The sequence below is a fragment of the Enterobacter huaxiensis genome (assembly GCF_003594935.2).
Taxonomy (GTDB): Bacteria; Pseudomonadota; Gammaproteobacteria; order Enterobacterales; family Enterobacteriaceae; genus Enterobacter; species Enterobacter huaxiensis.
Window position 1 is genome coordinate 4,498,621 of the sequence record NZ_CP043342.1, and the last position, 23,541, is coordinate 4,522,161.

Here is a 23,541-nt window from a genome sequence, read left to right on the forward strand (position 1 = left end):
CACTCCTTTCTGATGATGGACACCTGCGATAGTCCGTGTTGCTACAGCATTTAAAGCAACTATCGTGCCAGGTTTTTAACATCATGAATTCAATGCATTTTTCAAGAAACAGCAGTCCAAAAGGGAAGGTTTTATTCCGCTGGCCTGTTTTCGCGGCGCTGCTCTGCGTTTTTGCACTTCCGGCCGCTGCCCAGCCTGAGGCGTCCACCGCGCGCAAGCAGGTCTATGCGCGCGTTCAGCAACAGGCAGCAGAGGCCATTCGTCAGGAAGCGGAACGCAATCGCTGGGAGGATTATCAGGCGAAGCTGAACCTGTTTATTCCCTCCGAGATTTCGCAATACGCGCCCTGCCCTGCGCCGCTCAGCGTGAGCATGCCGGGAGGTGAACACCTTGATTTACGTCGCTTGCGCTTTGACGTTCGCTGCGAGGCCGGAAGCGGCTGGGATGTGGCGGTGACGGTCAAACCCGATATCTACCTGCAGGTGCTGATGGCGAAAGAGACGCTTGAGCGCGGTCACGTGCTTGCCGCCTCCGACCTCACGCTCCGGAAATTCAACATCAGCAACCTGCGCAGCGGCTATATCACCCGTCCGGACGAGGTGGTGGGGTTAACCCTTAAGCGCCGCGTCCGCGAGCTTCAGCCAATTAGCCAAAGCCAGCTTGATTCACCGGTGATGGTGGAGCGCGGCCAGCGCGTGCTGATGATTGCCGTTCAGGATGGCGTAGAGGCCCGCACGATGGGCATTGCCAGCAAAAAGGGGCGAAAAGGCGAGATGATCAAGGTGAAAAACGAAAGCAGCGAGCGGGAAGTCACCGGGACGGTAGTGGATATGGGCGTGGTCAGAACCGGCTTTTCCTCTGCCCGATAAAATATGCTGTTCCGTTTAAGTTTTCATGGAAATGCGCCGCTTTACCCTGGTAAGGCGCCGGGAAAGCCTTTTTCCGCATGACACCCCCCGGCGAAAACGACCAATAAAAATACCGAAGATGGAGTACCGCGATGAAAGTGACATCCACCCAGTACGCAATGACGAGCGCAGTCAACCAGGCCAGCTCCACGACCCCGACGCGCGCCGCTGGCACTGAAGAGATGAAAACCACACGAACCGCTGCCATCGACCCTGTTCTTGGTGATGCGCAGACCCAGCTGGCAGCCTTGCCAGAAGTCGATATGGCGCGCGTTGCCAGCATGAAAGACGCGATAGCGAACGGGAAAATCAGCGTCGATATCGACTCGCTGACCAGCGCTATCGAGAAATATTATCAGAGGTAACAATGAGTAACGCCGCTCAGTGCGTAAAAACGCTGGTGCAGGGCATGGTGGAAGACCGTGAAACCTACGCAAGCCTGAAATCCCTTCTTGCCGATCAGCGCCAGTGGCTTATCGCACGTGATGCCGCACGGCTGGATGTGCTAAACCCGCAGCTCGTTGCGCATTACGAGAAGCTCTCTCAGAACAGCAAACAGCGCTATCAGCTGCTTACCCAGCTCGGGATCCCCGTCGGCTCGCCCGGCCTGCGTACCCTGTTCTCGCGCCTTCCCGCCCAGCATCAAACTCAGCTCAATACGCTCTGGGATTCTCTTGAGCAGGTGGCGGCAGAGTGCAAGGCGCTTAACGACAGCAATATCGCCGTACTGTCGATGCAGCAGGAGATCCTGCAAAACCTGCTCAATATCAGCGAGCCGGAAAACTGGCTTTATGAGCAGGTGTAGTCGCCATGTCTTTTCCTGATACACAACATCCCACTACGCTCTCTGCCCTCCAGCCTCGCGAACAGCGTCTGATTTCCCTGCAGGAGGTCGTACAAAGCGGAGCTCCCGTCACCCTGGAGGACGCGACGCCAGATACGTTCGCTGAAATGAGCCTGGCATTCAGCCGCCGCGGCTACCGCTGCGTCGCCGAAACCGGCGTACCTGTCACCCACCGTTTTGTCCCGTTGGGTGCTGAAAAACAGCGAATTCTTGTGACCGCCACCAGCGATAATTTTCACTTTATGCAGCCGGTGATGAGGCTGATGCGCAGCCAGGGGCATTGGGTCAGCGAGCTGTCGGGAAATGCGTTGACGCAGGAGGCATTGCTCAATGCGCTTCGCCATTGCGATGTGGCATGGTTTGAATGGGGTGATGGCGCGATTATAGCGGCCAGCAAGATGCCGAAATATTGCCGGATCGTCTGCCGAATTCACCGTTACGAGCTTTACGGAGAGGCGTTCTTACAGGCTGACTGGAACAATGTTGACGAAGTCATCTTCGTCAGCCAGTCGATGAAGAAACGGTTTATCACGGTGATGGGGAAAACCTTACCGCCTCAGCTCAAAATGACCGTACTCGCTAATTTAACGGCTCACCTTCCCGCGATAAAACCCTCTGCACGCCGAAACCCGTGGCACATCGCCTGCGTGGCGCGTTTCGCCGCACAGAAAAACCTCGTCATGCTGCTTCCCATCATGCAGGCGCTGGTTAAGCAAGACTCACGCTATACCCTCTTTATCGCGGGCCGCATAGAGGATCAGTGCCTGTATGAAAGCTTCTGTGAACTGATCGCCGTTTATGGCTTACGCCGCAATATTGTTATCTGCGGGGCGCTGGCAGCGGAAAAAATGCCCGCATGGTATGCAGATAAATCATTCCTTCTGTCAACCAGCTATCACGAATCTCAGGGAATGGGCGTATTTGAAGCGATGCTGGCAGGGTTGAAGCCTGTCGTTTTCCATGCCCCCGGCGGCCTGGCTGAGTATCTCCCCTCTGATTATCTTTTCCTCTCCCTTGATGATGCCGTGGCGCGGATCGCAGAAGGGAATGCGCAGCCAGAACAGTACCTGCGCGAAGCGCAAGCGTTACTCAAGCAGCACGAGCTGCCGGAACGCTACACCTCTGTCTGGCAGCCCGCGGTAAACGATAGCTCACTGTTCTCCATCGTTATTCCTTGCTATAACCGTGAACGCTATTTGCTGCCTGCGGTGTGTTCCGCTCTGAATCAAAGGGATCGACATTACGAAGTCGTGGTTGTGGACGATGGCTCAACGGATGGCAGCCTCGAGACGATTGCACATATCGACGATCCCCGCCTTCGTATCGTTCGCAAGGCCCACTCTAACGCACCTGACACGCGTAACCGCTGCATCGCAGAAGCCCGCGGGGAGTATCTTGTCTGGCTGGACAGCGATGATTTACTCCATCCAAACGCCGTTACCTACTATCGCACCCTTCTACAACGCTGGCCGCAAACCGACGTCATCTCCTGTGGGCTTGAAACGTTGCAGGGGGAAAAACAGTATTTCGCACTGTTCAATCACGCGCCGGCCAACTGGCTGCATCAGCTTCCCCATGGCAACTTCATTTCTAATCCGGGATGCTGCGTACGCCGTGCGCTCTATGCAAAAACAGGAGGTTATGACAAGCATTATCTGCGTGCTCATGATTACGAATTCTGGTCTCGCGCGGTGGGTATCGCACGTATAGCGTTTACGCCGCAGTGCAACATCGCCTATCGCCTGCACGACGATAACCTCACTGGGTTAGGCAAGCCCGTTGATGCGACGTATGAGTATCGTATCTTCCAGTCTTTGCTGAAACGCTACCGGTCTGAAACGCTATTCCCGGGAAAAAGCCGGAAAGAGATCGAGTCATTTATTCAGGCCCGCAGAGAAACGCTGGCTGCCGCCTGCGATCTTGAGCATGTCGTGCTCGTGCTAAACGCAATAACTACCCCGCTTGAACAACTTCTCGGACAGATTCAACGGCTGGGAGCCCAGCAGGATAAGCACTTTCATCTGCTTATCGTTTCAGATAAAGCCCTGCCGTTTTCCAGCCTGCCAGTCCTGATTGCAGATTCGCTGGAAGCGGCCCCTCTTCGCGAATATCTGAACGCCACCTTCCCGCAGAAGTTTTGCCGGGCCTTTAGCCTGCATCCCGATTCACCGGATCATCCGCAGATGATGTCCGATTTAAAGCATGCGCTACTGAACGGCACGCCCGTCGCGCCCTATCTCCACCGTCTATGCGCCTGACGCACCAGGATACACCATGTCTGATACTGAAAATTCACTGGCCTTTCGCCACTCCGCACAATACTGGGATGACCGTTACCGCCTGGCGGGGAACTCCGGCGCGGGGTCTTATGGGCGTCTCGCCGACTTCAAAGCGAACGTGCTTAATGAGTTTGTCGCGCGGGAAAAAATTGCCTCGGTGGTAGAATTTGGCTGCGGGGACGGCAACCAGCTATCCCTGTCCCGCTATCCACGTTACACCGGATTCGACGTTTCCGAACATGCCTTACAGCGCTGTCAGAACCGTTTTGCCAGCGATCCGACCAAAGACTTTTACCCGGTAAGCGAGTGGAAGGGCAAGACAGCGGAGCTGGCACTTTCGCTGGACGTGATTTATCACCTGATTGAAGACGGCGTATTCACGCAGTATATGGAGACACTGTTTGACGCCGCGGAACGCTTCGTTGCTATCTATGCGTCAAATGACGAGAAGCTTAACGCGCTATTGGGTGGGCATGTTAAGCACGTTCGCCACCGCAAATTCACGGACTGGATTGTAAAAAACAGGGCCGCCGACTGGGAATTGCTCGACTGGGTGCCTAACGCCTATCCTTTTGATATTCGAGATCAAAACAACACCTCATTTGCCGATTTCTACCTGTTTCGTCGGCTGAAAAAATAAGGCCGTCAATAAACGCATACCCCTGGAGGGTATGCGTTACGCCCTATCCGACTAGATTAACGACAGGCCGCACAGCAGCGTATAGTCCGCGGAATTCAGCGCCTCTGGCGTCCCTGACTGTTGCTGCCAGGCACTCCATGCGCTTACCAGGCTGATAAAATCGTCTTCCGTCAGCTCTGCATTATCCTCCAGCCACATCGCGCACAGCATCTTCACGTGGAAGAACTGACGCGTCAGGGACATGAGCGCTTCGCCGTAGTGATCAAACGCCGTTCCCGGATAGAACTCCCCGTACAGGCGGTAAATCAGCATGTTACGTAAAATATGCGGCTGCGCCTCCAGCAGCGGGATCGGCTTTGCGTCCAGTTCGCGCAGGCGATCCTGCAGCCTTGCAGGCTCCATCACCGCCAGCTCGCTGAGCTTCAGCATAAACATCATCTTCTGCATAGGCGGAAGATTCAGGTTCAGACGCATCGCCCCCATGTCCCCCAAAGCTTCGACGCGGTTCACCTCAATTGTCGGCAGCATGGCGAACTGTTCATTCAGAATGCCGCTCTCCGCCAGCTGCGAAAGCTGCTCGCCCATCGTGACCATCTGCTGCGGGTCGCACTGGTTTTCGTCCACGTAGCGCTGCGCCTTGCTGAGCAATACGCCAATAGCATACAGGCTGCTTTGCAGCGTCAGCGCCGGGTGAACGGCCATATTGATGCACTGCTGATTGAGGACTTCATTCCACGGGTTATCTTCACGTTCGCCGTCGGATGCGGCTTCACCCGTGTGCAATACAAACGCGTCCGGATTCAGAAGAATGTCACGCGCCGCGCTTTCACAGGCCGCGTTAAGACTGTCACGCTGCTGGTTACCCAACGACATGCTCACATGCGGCCAGTTGCCCGCGGCGGCCTGGCAGGCCAGACAGGCGCAGGCGGCTTCGCGCGCGCGGAAACGGAGAACGAATTCAGGCTGGTAGTGTTCAATTAATTCCATACGGACTGCTCCAGCCGCTGCTATGGCGGCGTTTATCATTGAAAATTTTTACGGAAGAACCAGTGGGTACAGTCGATCGGTGCACCACTCGTCGGGTCTTGTATCTCAGGTAAAAAGGCGAAACTCGGCTGCAGCCCCAGCCAGCAGTGCGACTGCATTTGTGCAGGCCAGCAGGCATCAAGATTTTCCGCCTGTCGGTAGTGCGCAAGCAGCGTTGGGATGTAGGATCCGTTGACCACATAGGCACAGCCGCAGCCGGCATCAAGCACCCGCGCCACGCCGGGCAGCGCCTTGAGGGGCGAAATGCTGTTATAGCGCGCGCCCAGCAACACCACCTGCCAGTCGATATGCGGCAGGCGTATCAACAGCTGATTGACCGTTTTCAGGGACATCTCTTTACGCACAAACTTCACGGAGGCATCCAGCAGCAGCACGCTGCGCCACCCCTCACCCTGCGCAAGCTCAAGCGCCTGACGGTGTTGCTCAAGCTCGCTATCGGCCGGATTAACGGCCACCGGCACCAGCTGTTCGCGCTTCAGGCCCAGAGCAATAAGCGACTGCACCTGCGGGGCAAGCTCATCAGATTGCGGATCGTAAAGCACGGCCACCTTGTCGAAAGCCTGCCACTCCACGGACGTACTCAGCGGGGCCTGGCTTAAGCGCCGGTAGTGGCTCAGCAGGCTTCGGTCGGTGACGAAATCTTCCAGCGTTAAGTCCACCGGTTTTGAGGAGCCAAGTACAAAATCTTTATCGTAGGTATTGGCACTGTGGGAAATACAGAGGATCGCCTGGCGCGGATCGATCTGCTGAATCGGCGTCGTAAAGTTGTTCAGAAACGCCTGCTCTTCCGCGAGCGTCGCCGCGTCTTCATAGCGATGATTTTTCAGGAAGTTGCGGTGATAGCCAAACGTACCGTTGAGCGCGTGATATTTCCCGAATGAATGGGTCTGGTAGATTTTATCCAGATGGCTATACCAGATATAAATCGTGTCGCTGCCGGAAAACAGGGCGTTATTGCTCTGCATTGCCGCCACCTGCGCGCTGATCTTGTTTGGCGGATAGTAGTCATCATCGTCGAAGCAGATGATGTATTCGCCGCTGGCCATCTCGTTGAGCATGTTGCGCTTTTTACCCAGATCGAGGCGCTCAGAGCTGTGGACGTAGCGCACCGTGCACACCGCCGGATCGACCATCATCGCGATCAGGTCTTGGTTACTCTGCTCAGAGTCATCCAGGATAATCAGCTCGCGCCTGTCGGCAGGATAGTCCTGATACTGGAAGATATAGAGCAGATAGGGCAAAAACGCCCGGCGGTTCCAGGTGGGGCACACGACGCTGACGAACGGCGTGGCGTGCACTTTCTTCTGCTGCTGGCGCTTCAGCAGGTTTTGCATCAGATTCGTGGTCATTTTATCGCTGCCGCTGCGCCTGCTGCTGTCGGAGCCAGCACTGGGCTGAAACCGCATCCGTCGCTTTTTGCTCCCGCCGCTCGTTCGCCAGGCGCTGCGCGCTGCGGCGTTCAGCCAGCACCAGCTCCAGGCTTTTCTCCCTGCGGGATTCCGCCAGCAGGTTCCCCTGCAGCTTCTGGGCTTCTACGCTCGCCAGCGCCTGCTCCTGCTTTTGCCAGTCGATCACGCGCTGAATATGACGCTTATAGACCGACTGATTGCAGAGCATGGTCGCACCGCCCGCCATCTCCTGTACCGGGCTGGTCGCCAGGTTCGACAGGGCGTGGATATTCTTCTCCAGCCGCTGGCACAGCTGCTGCTGTGAGGCCAGCCGGGCGCTGAGATCCTGCACCGCGCGGTTACGCATCAGGTGAAGCTGCTCAAGAGTCGTAATGATTTTTTTCATCGTTCATCATCCTGCCTGGGCCAGTATGTTCAGGTCGGCAATGGTTTTGTCGAGCGGAGCCGCGTCCTGCACTTCCTGCTGCAGATAGCGGGTAATCGCCGGTGAGAGGTTGACGGCTTTATCGGCCAGCGGATCGGCACCCGCCACGTAGCCGCCGAGCGGGATCAGCGGTTTAATGCTTTGATATTCGGCATAAAGCTGCTTGAGGGTGCGGGCAGAGCGCTGATGATCGCGCCCGGTTATCTGGCTCATGCAGCGGCTTATGGACTGCCCAATGTCGATCGCCGGATAGTGCCCGGCCTCCGCCAGGTGGCGCGACAGGACGATATGCCCGTCCAGCACCGCGCGCGCGCAGTCGACAATCGGATCCTGCTGGTCATCGCCTTCGGCCAGCACGGTGTAAATGGCGGTCATCGAGCCGGCGCTTTCGCTGTTGCCCGCGCTTTCAACCAGTTTGGGGATCAGCCCAAACGCCGAGGGCGGATACCCTTTCGTGGCCGGCGGCTCGCCGAGCGAGAGCGCGATTTCGCGCTGCGCCATGGCATAGCGGGTCAGGGAATCCACCAGCAGGAGCACATCTTTGCCTTTGTCGCGATAGTAGCTGGCAATGGTGTGGCACAGTTCCGTCGCCTTAATACGCATCAGCGGTGATTCATCCGCAGGCGCGGCAACGATGACCGACTTGCGTCGTCCGGCTTCGCCCAGGGAGTGGTCAATAAACTCTTTCACTTCGCGCCCGCGCTCGCCGATCAGCCCCACTACCACCACTTCTGCCTGGGTGTAGCGGGTGATCATCCCGAGCAGGACGCTTTTACCGACGCCGCTGCCCGCCATCAGCCCCACGCGCTGTCCTTTGCCGATGGTCAGCAGACCGTTAATCGCCCTGACGCCAACATCAAGGGGCGCCTCAACCGGCTGGCGCTTCAGGGGATGCACCTGCGGCAGCTGCTGCGGCAGCACGGTGTCGCCGGTCAGCTTGCCTTTATCATCAATTGGCTCGCCGAGGCCGTTAACCACGCGCCCCAGCCACTGGTCGCCAATAAGCACGCCGCTTTGCTTGTCCATCGGGTAAACGCGCGCGCCCGCCATCAGTCCGGCAGGCTGCTTAAAGGGCATCAAAAAGGTCACGTCGCGATCGAAACCGACAACCTGCGCCTCAATCAATGCCCCTTCGCCATCTTCAACCTGGCAAAGCTGCCCGACGGCCAGGCGGCAGCCGACGCACTCAAGCAGGATACCCGTTACGCGCACCAGCCTGCCCGCCACGCGCGCCAGGTTGATATTTTCCAGCGAGCGTAAGACCTGCTCGAAGTCGTGGTCACTCATCGTGCGCTTCCGGCAGCAGGTTGGCCTTCAGGGCATCCATGCACTGGTCGAGGCGATGCTGACAGCCGACGTCCATTTCAGTGGTATTGGTGATCACCCGGCATTCGCCTGGCGGGAGATCGGGATCGGCGGTCAGCCCCCAGTGCGCCACTTTTTCAGGCTCCGCTTCGCTGATGCGGCGATGCTCGTCGCTGTTTAACAGCACTTTGACCTGCTCCGGCTGCTGCGGCAGCGCGCTGAGCGCCTCTTCCACCAGCGTGAGAATTTGCGTGGGATGCAGGGACAGCTCGCAGCGGATCACCTGACGCGTGACCTTTTCCACCAGCTGCAGCAGCTCCTCGCGGCGGCGCTGTTCGTAGCTCGCCATAAACGATTCCATCGACGCAATAATGCTGTCGAGAGGATGGGCGGCCTCCAGAAACTGCTGGCGCGCCTGCACGGTGCCCTCGGAACGACCTTTGCGGACGCCTTCGTCAAAGCCGAGACGCAACCCTTCCTGGTAGCCCTCACTTTTGCCCTCTTCCAGGCCCTGAGCGAAACCGCTGTTCAGCCCATCCTGGAAGCCCTGCTGCAGCTGTGACTGAAGCGCCACGTCATCCATCACCGGGTGGTTGTCATGCGGATGGCTCTGCGCCGTGCGTTGCTTGCGCAGCGGCGGAAACTTATGCAGACGGGGTTTAATCACCGCCTGGCGGCTGTTGGTCAGCGCGCTTAAGGGTAAGCTCTGTTTTTTGTACATGGGTTACTCCATGGTCTGCTCGGCGAAGAGCTGCACCTGAATTTCACCCTCTTCCGCCAGCTGGCGCACCGTGGCCATGATCTCTTTACGCACGTGGTCCACGCGGCTGACCGGCACGGGGCCAAGGCGCGCGGTGGTGGACTGCAGTAACGTGACCTGACGCTTGGGCATGACGTTGAAGATCGCCTGGCGCAGCACCGGCTCGGTACCTTTAAGGGCGATCGCCCACTCTTCCATGGAAACTTCTTCCATCAGGCGCTGCAGGGTCGCTGGCGTCTGGCGGCTGAGGATGAAGAATTCGTACATCTCTTGCTCCAGCTCGTCCACCACGTCGGCATCGCGTTCGCGAAGCTGTTCCAGCAGCTGCTGCTGGTTGCCGGGGATGCGGTTAACGATGTTCGCCGCGTGCTTGATGCCAATTACCTTCGAACCATGCTCGGACAACACCGCCACGCCGCGTTCAATCAGCTTGTCCAGCTCGTCGATGACGTCCCGGTTAACGTCGTCCAGGCGCGCAATACGCCAGACGATTTCATCCTGACGCTCCTGCGAGAGCGCGCTCAGCACGCCCGCCGCCACGTCCGGCGGCAGGAAGGCAAGGAAGACGGCCTGCAGCTGAAGGTGCTCCTGCTCGATCAGGGCTGCCAGCTGAGGGACATCGACCCACTGCAGGCGGGCCATGCGGTGGCGAATCTCGTCCCCATAAATCCCGTTAATCACGCTGCTGGCGATTTCGCCCCCCAGCGCCTTTTCAAGGATGCCGCGCAGGTAGCTGCGCGACGCGCCGTTGATGCCGCTCTGCTCGCGGTAGTCATCAAAAAAATTATTCATCGCATGGCGTGCGTGATCGACCTTAACGCCGTGGAGGCGCGCCATGGTGTCGCTCAGCAAAATGACCTCGTCGCGGTTCATTTTCTGCATCACTTTGGCGGCCGCCTCTTCACCCACGCTGAGCAACAGAATGGCGGCCTGCTCCAGCCGGCTGCGCCCTGTTTTCACGCTACCTTTACTGCTATGACTTGCTGTCAGTTCGCTCATTGCTGTTGATCCATTGTTTCAGTACTTCAGCCATACGTTCAGTTTCGTTTTCGGCCAGCATTTGCAGGTATTCGACCTTCGTTTCCAGCCCGGAACTTTGCGGCGGCAGCTCCGTATCCTGGTTAAATGCCGGGCCAGGAAGTCCGGCCAGACCGGCCTCCGTCGTTACCAGTTCGTTCTCAACTGCGTCCTTCTGGGCGCTGCCTTCAATCGCAACGCGTTCAGACGGTTCACGTCGACCGTAGCGCTGCGCCAGCGGACGCAGGCCAAACAGCAGCGTGAGCAGGATCAGCATGCCAATCCCACCGTTTTGTCCCCAGTACTGGATGTTCGGGTCTTGCCACCATTTCAGCACCGGCAGGCCATCGACGGTTCTTTCGACGAAGGCCAATCTGTCCAGCGTCAGCGAATCGCCGCGCGCTTTCTCGATCCCTGCGGCATCTTCCACCAGCCGGGTCAGGGCGGTGAGCTGCTCTGGCGTCATGCTGGCAAGCGATGGCGCAGCCTGGTTTAACGCCACCGCCACGCGCAGTTTTTCGAGCTTGTAGCCCGGATGGCGGATATGGCGAATATCGCGATCGAAGGCATATTTACGCTGCTCCTGGCTGCGGCTGGAAAGTGAAGACGGATTGCTGGTTTGCGCCTGCGTCTGCGCGGCCTGCGGGTTTGCCGCCGCCTGCGGGGCTACGGGCTGTGCAGGCTGATTGACCGGGCGGTTGCTCAGCGAGCCCGGAATGCCGATGGCCAGCTCGTTGGTGGTATTTTCACGTGAGATATTCTCATCGCTGATCTGCGGCTCTTTGCCCAGACGCTCCTGCGTCTCTTCCACGCTGCTCATGTCGACGCTTGGCGTCACGCTGATGCGAAAATTATCGCTACCAAACAGCGGGGTCAGCAGGCCGGAGATGTTGTTGATGGTCTCATTTTTGATCCGCTCAACGACGTCGCGCCCCTGGCGGATGTTCGCCATGTTGCTGCCGTTCTGCTGGCCGTTTTCCGACAGCAAATTCCCGGACTGATCCACCACGCGCACGCTGGCGGCCTGCATGCCGGGCACGCTTCCCGCGACCAGCTGTACTATTGCCGCAACCTGCTGCTCATCAAGATGTTTGCCGTAGTGCAGCTGCAGCATGACCGAGGCGCTGCTTTGCGGCTTGTTGGTCATCACGAAGGAGCTGGACTCGCTCAGCCCTAAGTGGACGCGCGCGTTCTCAACCGGATCGAGCGCCATGATGCTGCGTGCCAGCTCGCCTTCCAGGCTGCGCTTGTAGCGCACGTTCTGGACAAACTGGCTGCTGCCGAGCATCTCTTCTTTATCCATCAGCTCGTAGCCGTCCGGCATCACGGCGGTAATGCCTTTTGCCGCCAGCGCCATACGCGCCCGCGGCAGTTTGTCTTCAGGAATGAGGATCTGACCGTTGTCAGGGTTGATACGGTAAGCAATAGATTCCGCCCCCAGTACCTCAACAACCTGAGCGACGGGCAATTTCTCCTGGCTGCCGTAGAGCGCAACATAGCCCTGATTGCTGCGCCAGAGCGAAAATACAATCGCTCCCGTCAGCAGTACAGCGCCTGCCGCCATCAGCCACTGCGGCTTCAGGCGACTTTCCGGGAGGGATAATGCGGAAAATTTATCTTTTAACTTTGTCAGCACGAGGGAAACCTTACAGCGGTGTATTCATCACTTCGTCGAGCGCGGTGGTGAGTTTGTTTCGCACCTGCATCATGGCGGAAAACGCCACGCTGGCTTTTTGCGATTCGATCATGGCCCCGGCCAGGTCGTCACTTTGACCCAGCTCTATGGCTTTCTGTTTTGCTCCAGCGGCGTGCTGCGCAGCGTCAACGTTGTCGATAGCGTTGTTCAGGACCTGTGAAAAGGAGGGTTGTGACGCTCCCGTGATGCCGGATAAAGAGGCGCCCGGCGCAATGAGCGGAGGAGTGCTCAACGTCCCGGAGGAGGCAACGGCAGCCGTGTTGTGCATCCTGTCCAGCATCGCCTGCTGGCGGGCCTGCATACCGATGGCGGTAATTTTGTCCATGTCGTTATTCTCTTGCGTGCGTCAGGAGTAGCATTCGATATCGATACCTTCCTCGCGCATTGAGGCGAGTCGGTAGCGTAAAGCACGCGGGGTAATGCCGAGGAAGGCGGCCGTTTTGGACTTATTGCCCTTATGGCGTTTGAGTAACTCAATGATGTACTGATACTCCGCCATGCGGCCATGAAGCTTGACGTTGCCAATGGCGGCCGGTGTCGCCTGCTGTTCGCGATAGGCTGGCATCAGGTCGACCGCGGAAACGGGCGATAACGACGCAGGCACGGGTAAGCCAAAGTCCTGCGCGGCAATCTCTTCCCCGTTGCTCAAAATCATTCCCCGCTGGATAACGTTCTCCAGCTCGCGAACGTTGCCAGGCCAGTCATAGGCCAGCAGCGCGTGGCGGGCCTCATCGCTCAGGCGGATATTGCCTTTGTGAAAGGCTTTGTATTTGGCGATAAAACGCAGCGCCATTGGAATAATATCCAGGCGACGTTCGCGCAGCGGTGTAATATGAATCGGCACAACGGAAATACGATAAAACAGATCCTGGCGGAAGCGCCCTTCAGCAATTTCCTGCTGTAAATCTTTATTTGTGGAAGCGACCAGGCGAATATCCAGAGGGATTTTTTTATGGCTTCCCAGTCGTTCAACTTCCTGCTCCTGCAATACGCGCAGTAATTTAGCCTGAAGCGCCAGCGGCATATCCCCGATTTCATCCAGAAGCAGCGTTCCGCCGTTGGCCTGTTCAAATTTCCCGGCAACACCCGTTACCGCACCGGTAAATGCGCCTTTTTCATAACCGAATAAAATCGCTTCCAGCATGCTTTCAGGAATCGCTGCACAGTTAACGCCAACATAGGGCGCATCGGCCCCCAATGCATTTTCATGGATGTAACGTGAAACGCATTCCTTACCTGTACCCGTCTCACCTGTAATAAGTACCGATACATTATATTTAGCAACACGGCGTGCTAATGAAAATACATTTACGCTTTCAGGCGCACTGGCAACAAATCCATTTTCATTACGTACATCATGTTCAATAACAATACTCATAACAACTCACCAACATTTAAGCTGACTGTTAGCCTGAAGCGTATACGAGCCTGATGCTCCATCGCTGGAACATGTATAAAGGCAAGTATTCGGTAGGGGCAATATGAATTTACCGGACGTCATCAAAACGCAGAAATTCATGAACTTCGCGTATTATAACGGTGCGTTAAGAATTGTCTTGTTTTTAATGGGTATTAAAATTTTAACCCTTATATTTCATATAGTTAGACTAAATATTAATGGCGATTAATCGTCCTGAAATAACGAATTAATAATCTTTAGCGTCTTGATTACGGTCGCCAAACAGCGTCTAATTCTTGTCCCTAATAAAGCTCTTCGCGCAAGACCTTTATGGCGCGGTTGACCAACTCACTTATCTAAGCGACAAGGTTAAAAAGAACTTAAATATTTTTTCTGCCAATAAGCAAACGCCTTAATGTGAAGGGCTGTTGCTTAAGGCGATCGTTACGCGGAAGACTCTATGCCAGCAGCTCCTCAGAGAATAAAAATCTACCAGCGTCAGGAACTCCCCGATATGGTAAAGCTCGATGTGAGTAAGCTCGGGCGCCCCTGGCATAAGCTTCCCAAATTAATGAACGACAGCTTTGATATATTCGATGCACGGTTAAGCATCTATTTTTTGAAAAAGCTGCGGGTGAACGTTGCGTTAAAGTCGATGCATTTTGCTATCGACCAGAACTATAAAAACACGCAGCTATTTACTACCCCTTTTGGCTCTATTGCGTTCAGCATTGAGCGCACCTTGCTACTCCAGATCCTTCACGATTATTACGGGCTGGGAAAAGAGAGTCGAAATAAATCCCTGGATGTCGATCAGCCTGTCACCAAAACGGAAGACCGGCTGAAAAATAAAATCGGACTGGATCTGACGCGCCTTCTTATCGATGAAGAGATATTTGGCAAGGACGTAGAGATTAAGAGCGATAACACCACGGTGATTAATCAGTGGTCATGGTGCGTTACGTTCGTGCTGGAAGGTTATGAGGAGGGCAGTTTTACGCTGCTGTTTGATAACGCGCATGTCGATCAAATGCTGGCGGCACTGCGGTCACCCGAGCGGGGACACTCCGGCAACAAACAGACGTCGCCTACGCCGTCCCAAATAGAACGCCTGTTCTACAGCATGCCGCTGAAGTTTAGCGGGCATGTCAGCAGCCTTAATTTGACCGTCGCCCAGCTGGCGAAGATCAGGCCGGGAGACATTATCCCGGTAAACATTAACGAAACCGTCCCGGTTTATATCGGTAAAGAACAGATTTTTGACGCCAAAATCGCTGAAGATCGCGGCAAGTTACTACTCTGTGAATTTAATGACAGAACCATTGAGAAGCAATATGAGTGATCAGCAACAAGACTTGAGCCAGTCCCTGGATTTTGGCGACCTGAATCTTACGGAGATGCCGCGAGAAGAGACCGTTGAAGGTAATATCCGCCTGGATCTTCAGTCTGAACCCGAAACCTCTTCAGGCATCGACGATCTGCGCAAAATGGCGCTGTTTAGCCGCATTCCGGTGACGCTGACGCTGGAAGTGGCTTCGGTTGAGGTCTCTCTGGCCGATCTTCTCACCGTGGGCCATGATTCGGTCATTGAGCTTGATAAAATGGCGGGCGAACCTCTGGACATCAAGGTTAATGGGATCCTCTTCGGCAAAGCTGAAGCCGTGGTGCTGAACGACAAATACGGCCTGCGTATCCTGGAGTTCAACAGCAAAGAGCTGGGCGAACTGACGCCATGATTTCTCGCCTTCGCACCGCGCTGCCCTGGCTGCTGCTGGGCGGTTTGCTCTTTTCTCCGCAGCTGCTGGCCGCCAATGGCGACATTACGCTGTTCAGCTCGGCAACCACCGATGGCGGCCAGGATTACAACGTTAAGATTGAAATCCTGATCCTGATGACCCTGCTGGGTCTGCTGCCCGTGATGCTGATGATGATGACCTGCTTCACGCGCTTTATTATCGTGCTGGCGATTTTGCGTCAGGCATTAGGTCTTCAACAAAGCCCGCCCAATAAAATCCTGACCGGGATTGCGCTCGCGCTCACGCTGCTGGTGATGCGCCCGGTGTGGACCACCATCTATCAGGATGCGGTCGTGCCGTTTCAGAATGACGAAATCACCATGAAGCAGGCGTTCAGCAAGGCAGAGGTGCCGCTTAAGCATTTTATGCTGGCGCAAACCAGCAATAAGGCAATGTCGCAGATGATGACGATTGCGGGGGTCACGGGTGAGCCAAAGGAACAGGATTTAACGGTCGTAACGCCCGCCTACCTGCTGAGCGAGCTGAAAACCGCGTTTCAGATCGGCTTTATGATTTACATCCCCTTCCTGGTCATCGATCTGATTGTCGCCAGTATTTTAATGGCGATGGGGATGATGATGCTGTCGCCGCTGATTGTCTCGCTGCCCTTCAAGCTCATGCTGTTTGTGCTGTGTGACGGCTGGACGCTCATCGTCGGTACGCTCACCTCCAGCGTGCAGGGGCTTTAGCAATGGTCACCATGGACATCGCCGGGGATATCATGGCCACCGGCATCAAGCTGGTGCTGGTGATCTCTGCCGTCGCGATTATACCCAGCCTGATCGTTGGCCTGTGCGTCAGTATTTTCCAGGCCACCACGCAGATTAACGAACAGACGCTGAGCTTCCTGCCCCGCCTTCTGGTGACGCTGGCGGTGCTTATTATTGGCGGTAAATGGATGCTTACCCAACTGGTGGATTTCACCGTCAATATTTTCCAGCAGGCGGCGGCGCTGGTGGGCTAGCAGGCTATGGGTATCGATATTCACGCGCTGATTAACCCGCTGCTGGCGTTAGTCTTCCCGTTCTTTCGCATTCTGGCGTTTCTGCACTTCTGCCCCGTGCTGGATAACCGCGCCTTTAGCCGACGGATTAAAACGGTGCTGGCCCTGGCGCTGGCGGTCATCATCACGCCGATGCTGCCGGAAAAAGTTCTGCTCAGCGAGCTGATGTCCATGAGAACGATCCTGCTGACGGGCGAACAGCTGCTGTGGGGCATGCTGTTTGGCATGGCCATGCAGCTGGTGTTTGTCGCGCTGCAAACCGCGGGGCACATCCTGTCGATGAATATGGGCCTGGGCATGGCAATGATGAATGACCCGGTAAACGGCAGCTCGACCACCGTGATTTCGCAGATGATTTACACCTTCTGCGGCCTGCTCTTTTTCGTGATGGACGGTCACCTGCTGGTGGTCACCATCCTTTACAAAGGCTTTGTCTGGTGGCCCATTGGCCAGGCGATTAACAAACCCACCCTGCTGCTGATCGTGCAAAGCCTGGGCTGGATTATGTCCTCGGCGACGCTTATCGCCATCCCGACCACCTTTGTCATGCTGATTGTGCAGGGCGGCTTTGGGCTGCTAAACCGCGTCTCCCCGACGCTGAACCTCTTTTCACTCGGCTTCCCCATCAGCATGCTGTTTGGCCTGCTCTGTATTTCGATGATGATGACCAACATCCCCGACCACTATCTCAACCTGACCAACGACATTCTGGCCAGGCTCGAAGCCATAAGGAGCCACTGATGGCAGCGGGTGGAGATAAAAGCGAAAAACCCACGGCGCAAAAGCTGCGTAAAGCGCGCGAAAAGGGCGACCTGCCGCGTTCCAAAGACCTCACGATGGCCGTTGGGCTGCTGGCCTCGTTCATCACGATGGGGACATTTTTCCCCTACTACCAGCAGCTGGTGGGCGAATCGTTTACCGCGGTTGGGATGATGGCCGGACGGCTGGACGATGAAGGGGTGTTGAGCCAGTTTTTGATGCTCAACGTCTGGATCATTGTGCGCTTTATCGCCACGCTTGCGCCAATCCCCATCGCCTGCATCGTGGCAAGCCTGGTGCCCGGCGGCTGGATTTTTACCGTTTCAAAGCTTAAACCGGATTTCAAAAAGTTAAGCCCGATTAGCGGCGTGAAACGCCTGTTTGCCAGCAGTCACTTTGTCGATGTCGGCAAGATGATGCTCAAGTGCAGCATTATTCTCGCCGTACTGTACAGCATGGTGCACAGCTCGCTGGATCCGCTGCTGCATCTGCAGCGGCTGAGCTTGAATCAGGCGGTCCACCAGGGCTTCGGTATTCTTCATCATGTGCTCGTCTATTTTATTGCCGTGATTGTCATTTTTGCCCTGCTCGACGTGCCGTTGACCAAATTCATGTTCACCAAAAAAATGCGTATGACCAAGCAGGAGGTGAAGGAAGAGTACAAGAACAACGACGGTAATCCGCAGATTAAGGGACGCATTCGGCAGCTCCAGCGCCAGATGGCAATGGGCCAGATTAGCCGCACCGTGCCCGATGCCGATGTGATTATCACTAACCCGACGCACTTCGCGGTGGCGCTGAAATACGATCCGAATAAAGCCGAAGCGCCCTATATCGTGGCGAAAGGGATGGACGATATCGCCCTGCATATTCGTGACGTCGCGCGCCAGCATCAGATTGAAATCGTGGAGTTTCCTCCGCTGGCGCGCGCGGTTTATCACACCACGCGGGTTAACCAGCAAATACCGGCCCAGCTTTTTCGCGCCATTGCCCACGTGCTGACCTATGTCATGCAGATTAAATCCTGGCGTACCGGCCAGCTTGAACAAAAACCCCGCCTGAACAGGCAAATAACCATTCCAGAAGAGGTCTTAAAAGCCGATGGCGAACAGTAAGCTGCATCAAACGCTTGCCATACTCCGTAAAGGACATATAGGCGTCCCGATATTACTTCTTAGCGTGCTGGCCATGGTCATGCTGCCGTTGTCACCGCTGATGCTTGATATCCTGTTTACCTTCAACATCGTGCTGGCGGTGGTGGTGCTACTGGTTGCGGTGAATATGCAGCGCCCGCTGGATTTTGCCGTCTTCCCGACGCTGCTGTTGATTACCACGCTAATGCGCCTGACCCTGAACGTGGCCTCCACCCGCGTGGTATTGCTGCACGGTCATGAAGGCGAAGGGGCGGCAGGTAAAGTCATTGAGGCGTTTGGCCAGGTGGTGATCGGCGGCGATTTCGTCGTCGGCTTCGTGGTCTTTATCATCCTGATGATCATCAACTTTGTGGTGGTGACCAAGGGTGCGGAACGTATTTCTGAAGTGTCCGCGCGCTTTACGCTGGACGCCCTGCCGGGTAAACAGATGGCGATTGACGCGGATCTGAACGCCGGGCTGATCAACCAGAATCAGGCGCGGGACCGCCGTAAAGAGGTGTCTAAAGAGGCTGATTTTTACGGCGCAATGGACGGCGCGTCCAAGTTTGTTCGCGGGGATGCCATCGCCGGGATCATGGTGCTGATCATCAACGTTATCGGCGGGATCTGTATTGGTATCTTCAAATACGATCTCGATGCCAGCCACGCCTTCCAGCAGTACGTGCTGCTGACCATCGGTGATGGCCTGGCCGCCCAGATCCCCTCCCTCCTGCTGGCAACCGCAGCGGCGATTATCGTCACCCGCGTCAGCGACGGCGATGACGTTAGCGACGAGATTAAAACGCAGCTGCTGGCCAAGCCGCAGGTGCTTTACACCGCCGCATTCGTCATGTTTATCCTGGCGATTGTCCCCGGCATGCCGCACATTGCCTTCCTGTGCTTCACCGGGCTATTGCTGTTTGCGGCCTGGCGCCAGAGTAAGGTTGTTAAACCTGCCGAAGAGGAGACGGATTACGACGCCATCAATGAGGCGCTCTCCACCGATACCACGCCGGCGATTAACTGGGAAAGCATTCCACTCGTCGAGCCGATTGGGCTTAACCTGGGGTACAAGCTGGTGACGCTGATTGACTCGGCCAAAGGCAGCCCGCTTTCACAGCGTATCCGCGGGGTGCGTCAGGTGGTCTCAGAACAGTGCGGCGTGCTGCTGCCTGAAATCAGGATACGCGAAAACTTCCGCCTCAAACCCGCCCAGTACGCCATATACATCAACGGCATACGCACCTCGCTCGGCGAAGTGTACGCCGAGAAGCTGATGGCGATCCCCGGGGCTGAACTCTACGGTGAAATTGACGGCGTGCTGGATACCGATCCCGCCTACGGCATGGCGATCGTCTGGATCGATCCGGAACAGAAAGCCAAGGCGCTGAATCTGGGTTATCAGGTGGTGGACTGCGCCAGCGTGGTCGCCACGCACGTGAACAAGGTTGCCCGCGAAAACCTGCCGGAGCTGTTTAACTATGACGACATCACGCATCTGCATGCTCGGCTGGCATCCCAGGCGCCGAAGCTCGCGGAAGATTTGACCAACGCGCTTAGCTTCAGCCTGCTGCTGCGCATCTATCGCCAGCTGCTGCTGGAACAGGTTTCGCTTAAGGATATTGTGACCATTGCCTCAACGCTTCTTGAAAGCTCTGCGGCCACCAAAGATCCCATTCTGCTGACATCCGACGTGCGTTACGCGCTGCGTCGGGCCATCATCCATGCCATTAACGGCGATCGGCAAAAACTGGCAGCCTATACCATCGATAATGCGCTGGAAAATATGCTGCTCGGCGCGCTGAATCAGTCCCAGCAGGCGGGGAAAGTGGCGCTGGACAGTTTTGCTGTTGACCCGAATATTCTCACGCAGCTGCAAAATACGATGCCCGTGATTCAGGAGCAGATGAAAGCGAAAGGAATGCCGCCGCTTCTGCTGGTCACGCCGCAGCTTCGGCCGCTGATTTCTCGCTATGGCAGGCTGTTTGCCAGCAATCTGCACGTGTTGTCGTATAACGAAGTGCCTGATGACAGCGATTTAACTATCGTGGGAACGCTGGCGTAACGCCAGCGAGACTAGTTATCTAAAAAACGCAATTTCCATGCGGCCAGCGTACGCGGCATTTTGCGCTGGTCGCTGCCGTCAGTGCTGTAGTAATGCAGCTCCAGGCCGCCGCCCTTCGCAGGGGAAATCCGTCCGGCCCAGATTTCGCCCTTCGGCGTATACATGATAATCGCCGTCCTGCTGTTAGCCGCCCCTTGCACCCACATTGAGAGCACGCGGGCACCGATATTATCGATATCATTCTGGTAGATGTAGACGTTCGCGCTGTCGACAAAATTCTGGTAATCATCCTTCACCAGATCGCGGAATTTCTGATCCATTGCGCCATCGGCGAAAATACCGAGCGACAGCAGCGTGGGTTTGGGGCGCGGGTCAACGTCGGACAGTTTATACGCACCGTCGAGGAATGCGCCTGCTGGCATGGATAAGCGGCATCCCCAGTCAGAATTACTGTAGACCTGTAATGAACCGTCTTTTTTCGGGATCAGCAGCAGCTTACAGTTACTGGTTTCAGCCACCTTTTCCACCACCAGCATACCGTACAGCCTGCGCGCTTCAGCAGTAAACTCGTCCTTATTCAGTCCCGCCCAGGCGCGGATGTCCAGCGTCGCGCTCCACTGCGCATTACGACTGAACTGAATCACGCCGCCGCTCATGTTCGGCGCCAGCATGTTCCACCATTTTCCTTCCCACTTAAAATCGCGGTTGGCATCGGACAATGCGCTAATGCCCGCGTAGTAAGCGCGTTCAATACAGGTATCAGAGGTGCATTTCTCCAGCAGCTTTTCCCAGTCGTCGTATTTTTTATTACTGCCTTCCACACCTTCATGCTGAAGCGCCTGATGATAGACAACGGAAAGGGTGCTATCCAGCCAGTGCAGGTTATCGTTGTTACAGATGGTATTTTCCAGAGGCGTAACCGCTCGCTGGCAATTCACCGCGAGAGCGCTGCCGCTGAAAAATAACAGAAGGAAAAACAGGCAACTATAAATACGACGCGTCATTTTGTTCAACTTTCATCCAGGGGGCGGCTATTGTGGCCAATGGTATTCATTATTGCAATATAAACCCTGATCGCCCGCTCTAAAATGGTTCAATATAAATTAAATGTTAAGCAATGTTCTTATTTTGTCGCGATCAATAATGGAATGTATTGAAAGGGATGCATAAAATTAATTATTAACCACATGCTATATGTGGGAAATGCATCTTCCCCTTTTTAAGGAAATAACATTTCCCATATTATTATGAAGTTAATGTCTTAGCCATGAACGACAGATTGATTTCATCGATCGATATCCATTATTCGATCGACTTTGACAATCAAAATGGCTAACGCTAGACTATTATTTAACAGGCATTACTCTTTATTAAATAACGTAATTTTCATATTAATGACTGCTAATAATCTTCATTTTTAACAGTTCATTAATATGCAGCGCATTTAAATCAACATTTAAACCCTCGCAGTTGGTTTCATCAGAGAGTTTCGGAGTCGTCAGTGATTGAAAGTTTAAACTTCAGAAGACCGCTTAACATATGCTTCGCGGTACTGGCTGCGACGTTTGTTTTTGTCGGACTGCTGATTGCCCATTCACAGTGGACTGCCACTCAGGAGGTCTATAAAAAACAAAATCGCCTCTATATCAACAACGTGGCCTCCACTCTGGATAAATACCTGAACGGATATGAAAACAGCGTCAGGGAAATGGCGCGCATTGCTGCCGACCAGCATAAATTTGATGTTAACCATGAGGGCAGCCTTGCACTGAGAAACTGGTTGATTGAGCGTTTACGCATCATGCCGGATGGGATCTCAATCATTCATGCCGATAACAAAGGGAATCTCCTTCGCATTCCGTATGTCGAGGGCAACTCCAGCTGGGATCCGCGTAAAGAGCCCTGGTTTACGATCTCAATAGAAGATTCCGATGAAGCGCATTTCAGCATCAGCAGAGACCCGTTTGCGAATAAAGAGCGGGTGATCACCATCTCCCTGCCGGTCATTAACGGGACGGACGGGTCAAACAACGGCGTGCTGGCGTTGAATCTGGATATCGATAAAAGCATAGATATTCTGAATAACGCGCTCCCGCCCATGAAAAGCAGGACCTTTGTCATGACGCGCGATGGCGAACTGGTCATGAACCCGGGTTACCCGATAGAGCCGGCAAAACTAAAGGCGCTGGCTCGCTCTGCTCGTGAGTATCGTGGCGATTTTTCTATGGATTCACGCTATTACGCCTACCGCGCCATTGCGTCGCAATCCTGGCTGGTGGTGCATGAGGTGGATGAAAGCGAGCTTAACAGCCTCGTTTGGTCACAGTGCATCAATATTTTCTGGGGAGTGCTCTTTACCCTGGTCGTACTGTTTTTCTGCTGGTGGGCAACACGTGCATCCATGAACACCATCTTTATGCGCATCGCTACCAGCATCAGAAGAGGCGCTATCAAACCTGCCGCCGTCGAGGAATTGATTTTTGACGAAATATACAGCTCGCAGCAACGACACGAAAAAATCACGCATGAGGCCCTGACAGACGGCTTGACCGGGCTGAAAAATCGACGTGCGTTTGATGTCGATGCCTTACGTTACAACAGTGAACCTCAGACGCACCTCGCCATGATTGATATCGATAATTTCAAAACGATTAACGATACGTGGGGGCATACCGTCGGCGATGTGGTGCTTAAGACCATCGCCGAATTAGGTCTGCGCCTGCGGGGCCTGCAAAATATTACGCTCTACCGTTATGGCGGCGAAGAGATTGCCGTGCTGTTTAACGGCATCTCGCAGGAAAAAGCGCAAAGCTATCTCGAAAAATGGCGTATTACGGTGAATACCCGTAACTTCAGGGAAAATAACTTAAAAGTGTCTTTTAGTGCAGGGCTTTCCGCAATGGGCGGTGCCTCTCTTCCCGAGGTGATTGCGCGAGCGGATAAGCTACTGTATCAGGCAAAAAAAACCGGAAAGAACAAAGTCATCGCCGGCTAATTTCGATGCATTCAATTCCACCGCCCGCTTAAGGTGGGCGGTGATTGTGTCGTTTTACCTAT

At 55.2% G+C, this 23,541-nt stretch carries 23 protein-coding genes; 13 read left to right on the forward strand and 10 right to left on the reverse strand.

What is annotated here, in order from left to right; all coding sequences use genetic code 11:
- Window positions 1–92: 92 nt before the first annotated feature.
- The 5 genes from flgA to D5067_RS21490 all read left to right on the forward strand — a co-directional run bounded on the left by flgA (window position 93) and on the right by D5067_RS21490 (window position 4,671).
- Window positions 93–869 carry a flagellar basal body P-ring formation chaperone FlgA gene (flgA, locus tag D5067_RS21470; RefSeq protein ID WP_235843317.1) on the forward strand — a complete coding sequence of 259 codons (777 nt, stop codon included), beginning with the start codon at window positions 93–95 and terminating at the stop codon, window positions 867–869.
- Window positions 870–1,000: 131 nt separating this feature from the next.
- Entirely contained in the window at window positions 1,001–1,273 is a 273-nt protein-coding gene (gene flgM / locus D5067_RS21475; RefSeq protein ID WP_119937891.1) for a flagellar biosynthesis anti-sigma factor FlgM, read from the forward strand.
- 2 nt (window positions 1,274–1,275) lie between these two features.
- Window positions 1,276–1,713, forward strand: a complete 438-nt coding sequence (locus tag D5067_RS21480; RefSeq protein WP_119937892.1) for a flagellar protein FlgN — start codon at window positions 1,276–1,278, stop codon at window positions 1,711–1,713.
- A gap of 5 nt (window positions 1,714–1,718) precedes the next feature.
- On the forward strand, window positions 1,719–4,010 hold the full coding sequence (locus D5067_RS21485; protein ID WP_119937893.1) for a glycosyltransferase: 2,292 nt from the start codon (window positions 1,719–1,721) through the stop codon (window positions 4,008–4,010).
- A 16-nt stretch (window positions 4,011–4,026) separates the two neighbouring features.
- On the forward strand, window positions 4,027–4,671 hold the full coding sequence (locus D5067_RS21490) for a class I SAM-dependent methyltransferase (protein WP_119937894.1): 645 nt from the start codon (window positions 4,027–4,029) through the stop codon (window positions 4,669–4,671).
- A gap of 51 nt (window positions 4,672–4,722) precedes the next feature.
- On the opposite strand, the gene D5067_RS21495 is transcribed toward D5067_RS21490, so the two are convergent.
- The 9 genes from D5067_RS21495 to D5067_RS21535 are packed head-to-tail and all read right to left on the reverse strand — an operon-like array spanning window position 4,723 to window position 13,707.
- A complete protein-coding gene (locus tag D5067_RS21495; RefSeq protein WP_210433808.1) occupies window positions 4,723–5,658 on the reverse strand; it encodes a hypothetical protein in 936 nt (311 codons plus the stop codon).
- 35 nt (window positions 5,659–5,693) lie between these two features.
- Window positions 5,694–7,067, reverse strand: a complete 1,374-nt coding sequence (locus tag D5067_RS21500; protein WP_235843318.1) for a glycosyltransferase family 2 protein — start codon at window positions 7,065–7,067, stop codon at window positions 5,694–5,696.
- A gap of 1 nt (window position 7,068) precedes the next feature.
- On the reverse strand, window positions 7,069–7,512 hold the full coding sequence (gene fliJ, locus D5067_RS21505) for a flagellar export protein FliJ (protein WP_119937896.1): 444 nt from the start codon (window positions 7,510–7,512) through the stop codon (window positions 7,069–7,071).
- 6 nt (window positions 7,513–7,518) lie between these two features.
- Window positions 7,519–8,838 carry a flagellar protein export ATPase FliI gene (gene fliI / locus D5067_RS21510; RefSeq protein ID WP_119937897.1) on the reverse strand — a complete coding sequence of 440 codons (1,320 nt, stop codon included), beginning with the start codon at window positions 8,836–8,838 and terminating at the stop codon, window positions 7,519–7,521.
- Window positions 8,831–9,577 (reverse strand): flagellar assembly protein FliH, encoded by a 747-nt coding sequence (gene fliH, locus D5067_RS21515; protein WP_119937898.1) that lies wholly within the window; start codon window positions 9,575–9,577, stop codon window positions 8,831–8,833. The genes fliI and fliH overlap by 8 nt, the downstream gene beginning before the upstream one ends.
- Before the next feature lie 3 nt (window positions 9,578–9,580).
- On the reverse strand, window positions 9,581–10,615 hold the full coding sequence (locus tag D5067_RS21520; protein ID WP_119937899.1) for a flagellar motor switch protein FliG: 1,035 nt from the start codon (window positions 10,613–10,615) through the stop codon (window positions 9,581–9,583).
- Complete coding sequence (gene fliF, locus D5067_RS21525) at window positions 10,590–12,269, reverse strand: flagellar basal-body MS-ring/collar protein FliF (RefSeq protein WP_119937900.1); 1,680 nt, start codon at window positions 12,267–12,269, stop codon at window positions 10,590–10,592. Before fliF ends, D5067_RS21520 begins: the two co-directional genes overlap by 26 nt.
- Before the next feature lie 10 nt (window positions 12,270–12,279).
- Window positions 12,280–12,654, reverse strand: coding sequence for a flagellar hook-basal body complex protein FliE (gene fliE / locus D5067_RS21530; RefSeq protein ID WP_119937901.1), 375 nt, complete (start codon window positions 12,652–12,654; stop codon window positions 12,280–12,282).
- A gap of 21 nt (window positions 12,655–12,675) precedes the next feature.
- Window positions 12,676–13,707: a sigma-54 interaction domain-containing protein gene (locus tag D5067_RS21535; protein WP_119937902.1), complete on the reverse strand. Its 1,032-nt coding sequence runs from the start codon at window positions 13,705–13,707 to the stop codon at window positions 12,676–12,678.
- A gap of 535 nt (window positions 13,708–14,242) precedes the next feature.
- Between D5067_RS21535 and D5067_RS21540 the strand changes: the two genes are divergently transcribed.
- The 7 genes from D5067_RS21540 to D5067_RS21570 are packed head-to-tail and all read left to right on the forward strand — an operon-like array spanning window position 14,243 to window position 20,484.
- The gene (locus tag D5067_RS21540) at window positions 14,243–15,070 is read left to right on the forward strand and encodes a FliM/FliN family flagellar motor switch protein (protein ID WP_235843319.1); all 828 of its coding nucleotides are present in this window, start codon (window positions 14,243–14,245) and stop codon (window positions 15,068–15,070) included.
- On the forward strand, window positions 15,063–15,464 hold the full coding sequence (locus D5067_RS21545) for a FliM/FliN family flagellar motor switch protein (RefSeq protein WP_119937904.1): 402 nt from the start codon (window positions 15,063–15,065) through the stop codon (window positions 15,462–15,464). Before D5067_RS21540 ends, D5067_RS21545 begins: the two co-directional genes overlap by 8 nt.
- Window positions 15,461–16,213 (forward strand): flagellar type III secretion system pore protein FliP, encoded by a 753-nt coding sequence (gene fliP, locus D5067_RS21550; protein ID WP_119937905.1) that lies wholly within the window; start codon window positions 15,461–15,463, stop codon window positions 16,211–16,213. Before D5067_RS21545 ends, fliP begins: the two co-directional genes overlap by 4 nt.
- Before the next feature lie 2 nt (window positions 16,214–16,215).
- A complete protein-coding gene (fliQ, locus tag D5067_RS21555; RefSeq protein WP_031374918.1) occupies window positions 16,216–16,488 on the forward strand; it encodes a flagellar biosynthesis protein FliQ in 273 nt (90 codons plus the stop codon).
- A 6-nt stretch (window positions 16,489–16,494) separates the two neighbouring features.
- Window positions 16,495–17,268: a flagellar biosynthetic protein FliR gene (gene fliR, locus D5067_RS21560; protein ID WP_119937906.1), complete on the forward strand. Its 774-nt coding sequence runs from the start codon at window positions 16,495–16,497 to the stop codon at window positions 17,266–17,268.
- On the forward strand, window positions 17,265–18,401 hold the full coding sequence (flhB, locus tag D5067_RS21565; protein ID WP_162497946.1) for a flagellar biosynthesis protein FlhB: 1,137 nt from the start codon (window positions 17,265–17,267) through the stop codon (window positions 18,399–18,401). The genes fliR and flhB overlap by 4 nt, the downstream gene beginning before the upstream one ends.
- A complete protein-coding gene (locus tag D5067_RS21570; protein WP_119937908.1) occupies window positions 18,388–20,484 on the forward strand; it encodes a flagellar biosynthesis protein FlhA in 2,097 nt (698 codons plus the stop codon). Before flhB ends, D5067_RS21570 begins: the two co-directional genes overlap by 14 nt.
- A gap of 11 nt (window positions 20,485–20,495) precedes the next feature.
- Here D5067_RS21570 and D5067_RS21575 read toward each other — a convergent pair whose 3' ends face one another.
- Entirely contained in the window at window positions 20,496–21,488 is a 993-nt protein-coding gene (locus D5067_RS21575; RefSeq protein WP_119937955.1) for a lysozyme inhibitor LprI family protein, read from the reverse strand.
- A gap of 497 nt (window positions 21,489–21,985) precedes the next feature.
- Between D5067_RS21575 and D5067_RS21580 the strand changes: the two genes are divergently transcribed.
- Window positions 21,986–23,479, forward strand: coding sequence for a sensor domain-containing diguanylate cyclase (locus tag D5067_RS21580; protein ID WP_119937909.1), 1,494 nt, complete (start codon window positions 21,986–21,988; stop codon window positions 23,477–23,479).
- Window positions 23,480–23,541 lie beyond the last annotated feature (62 nt).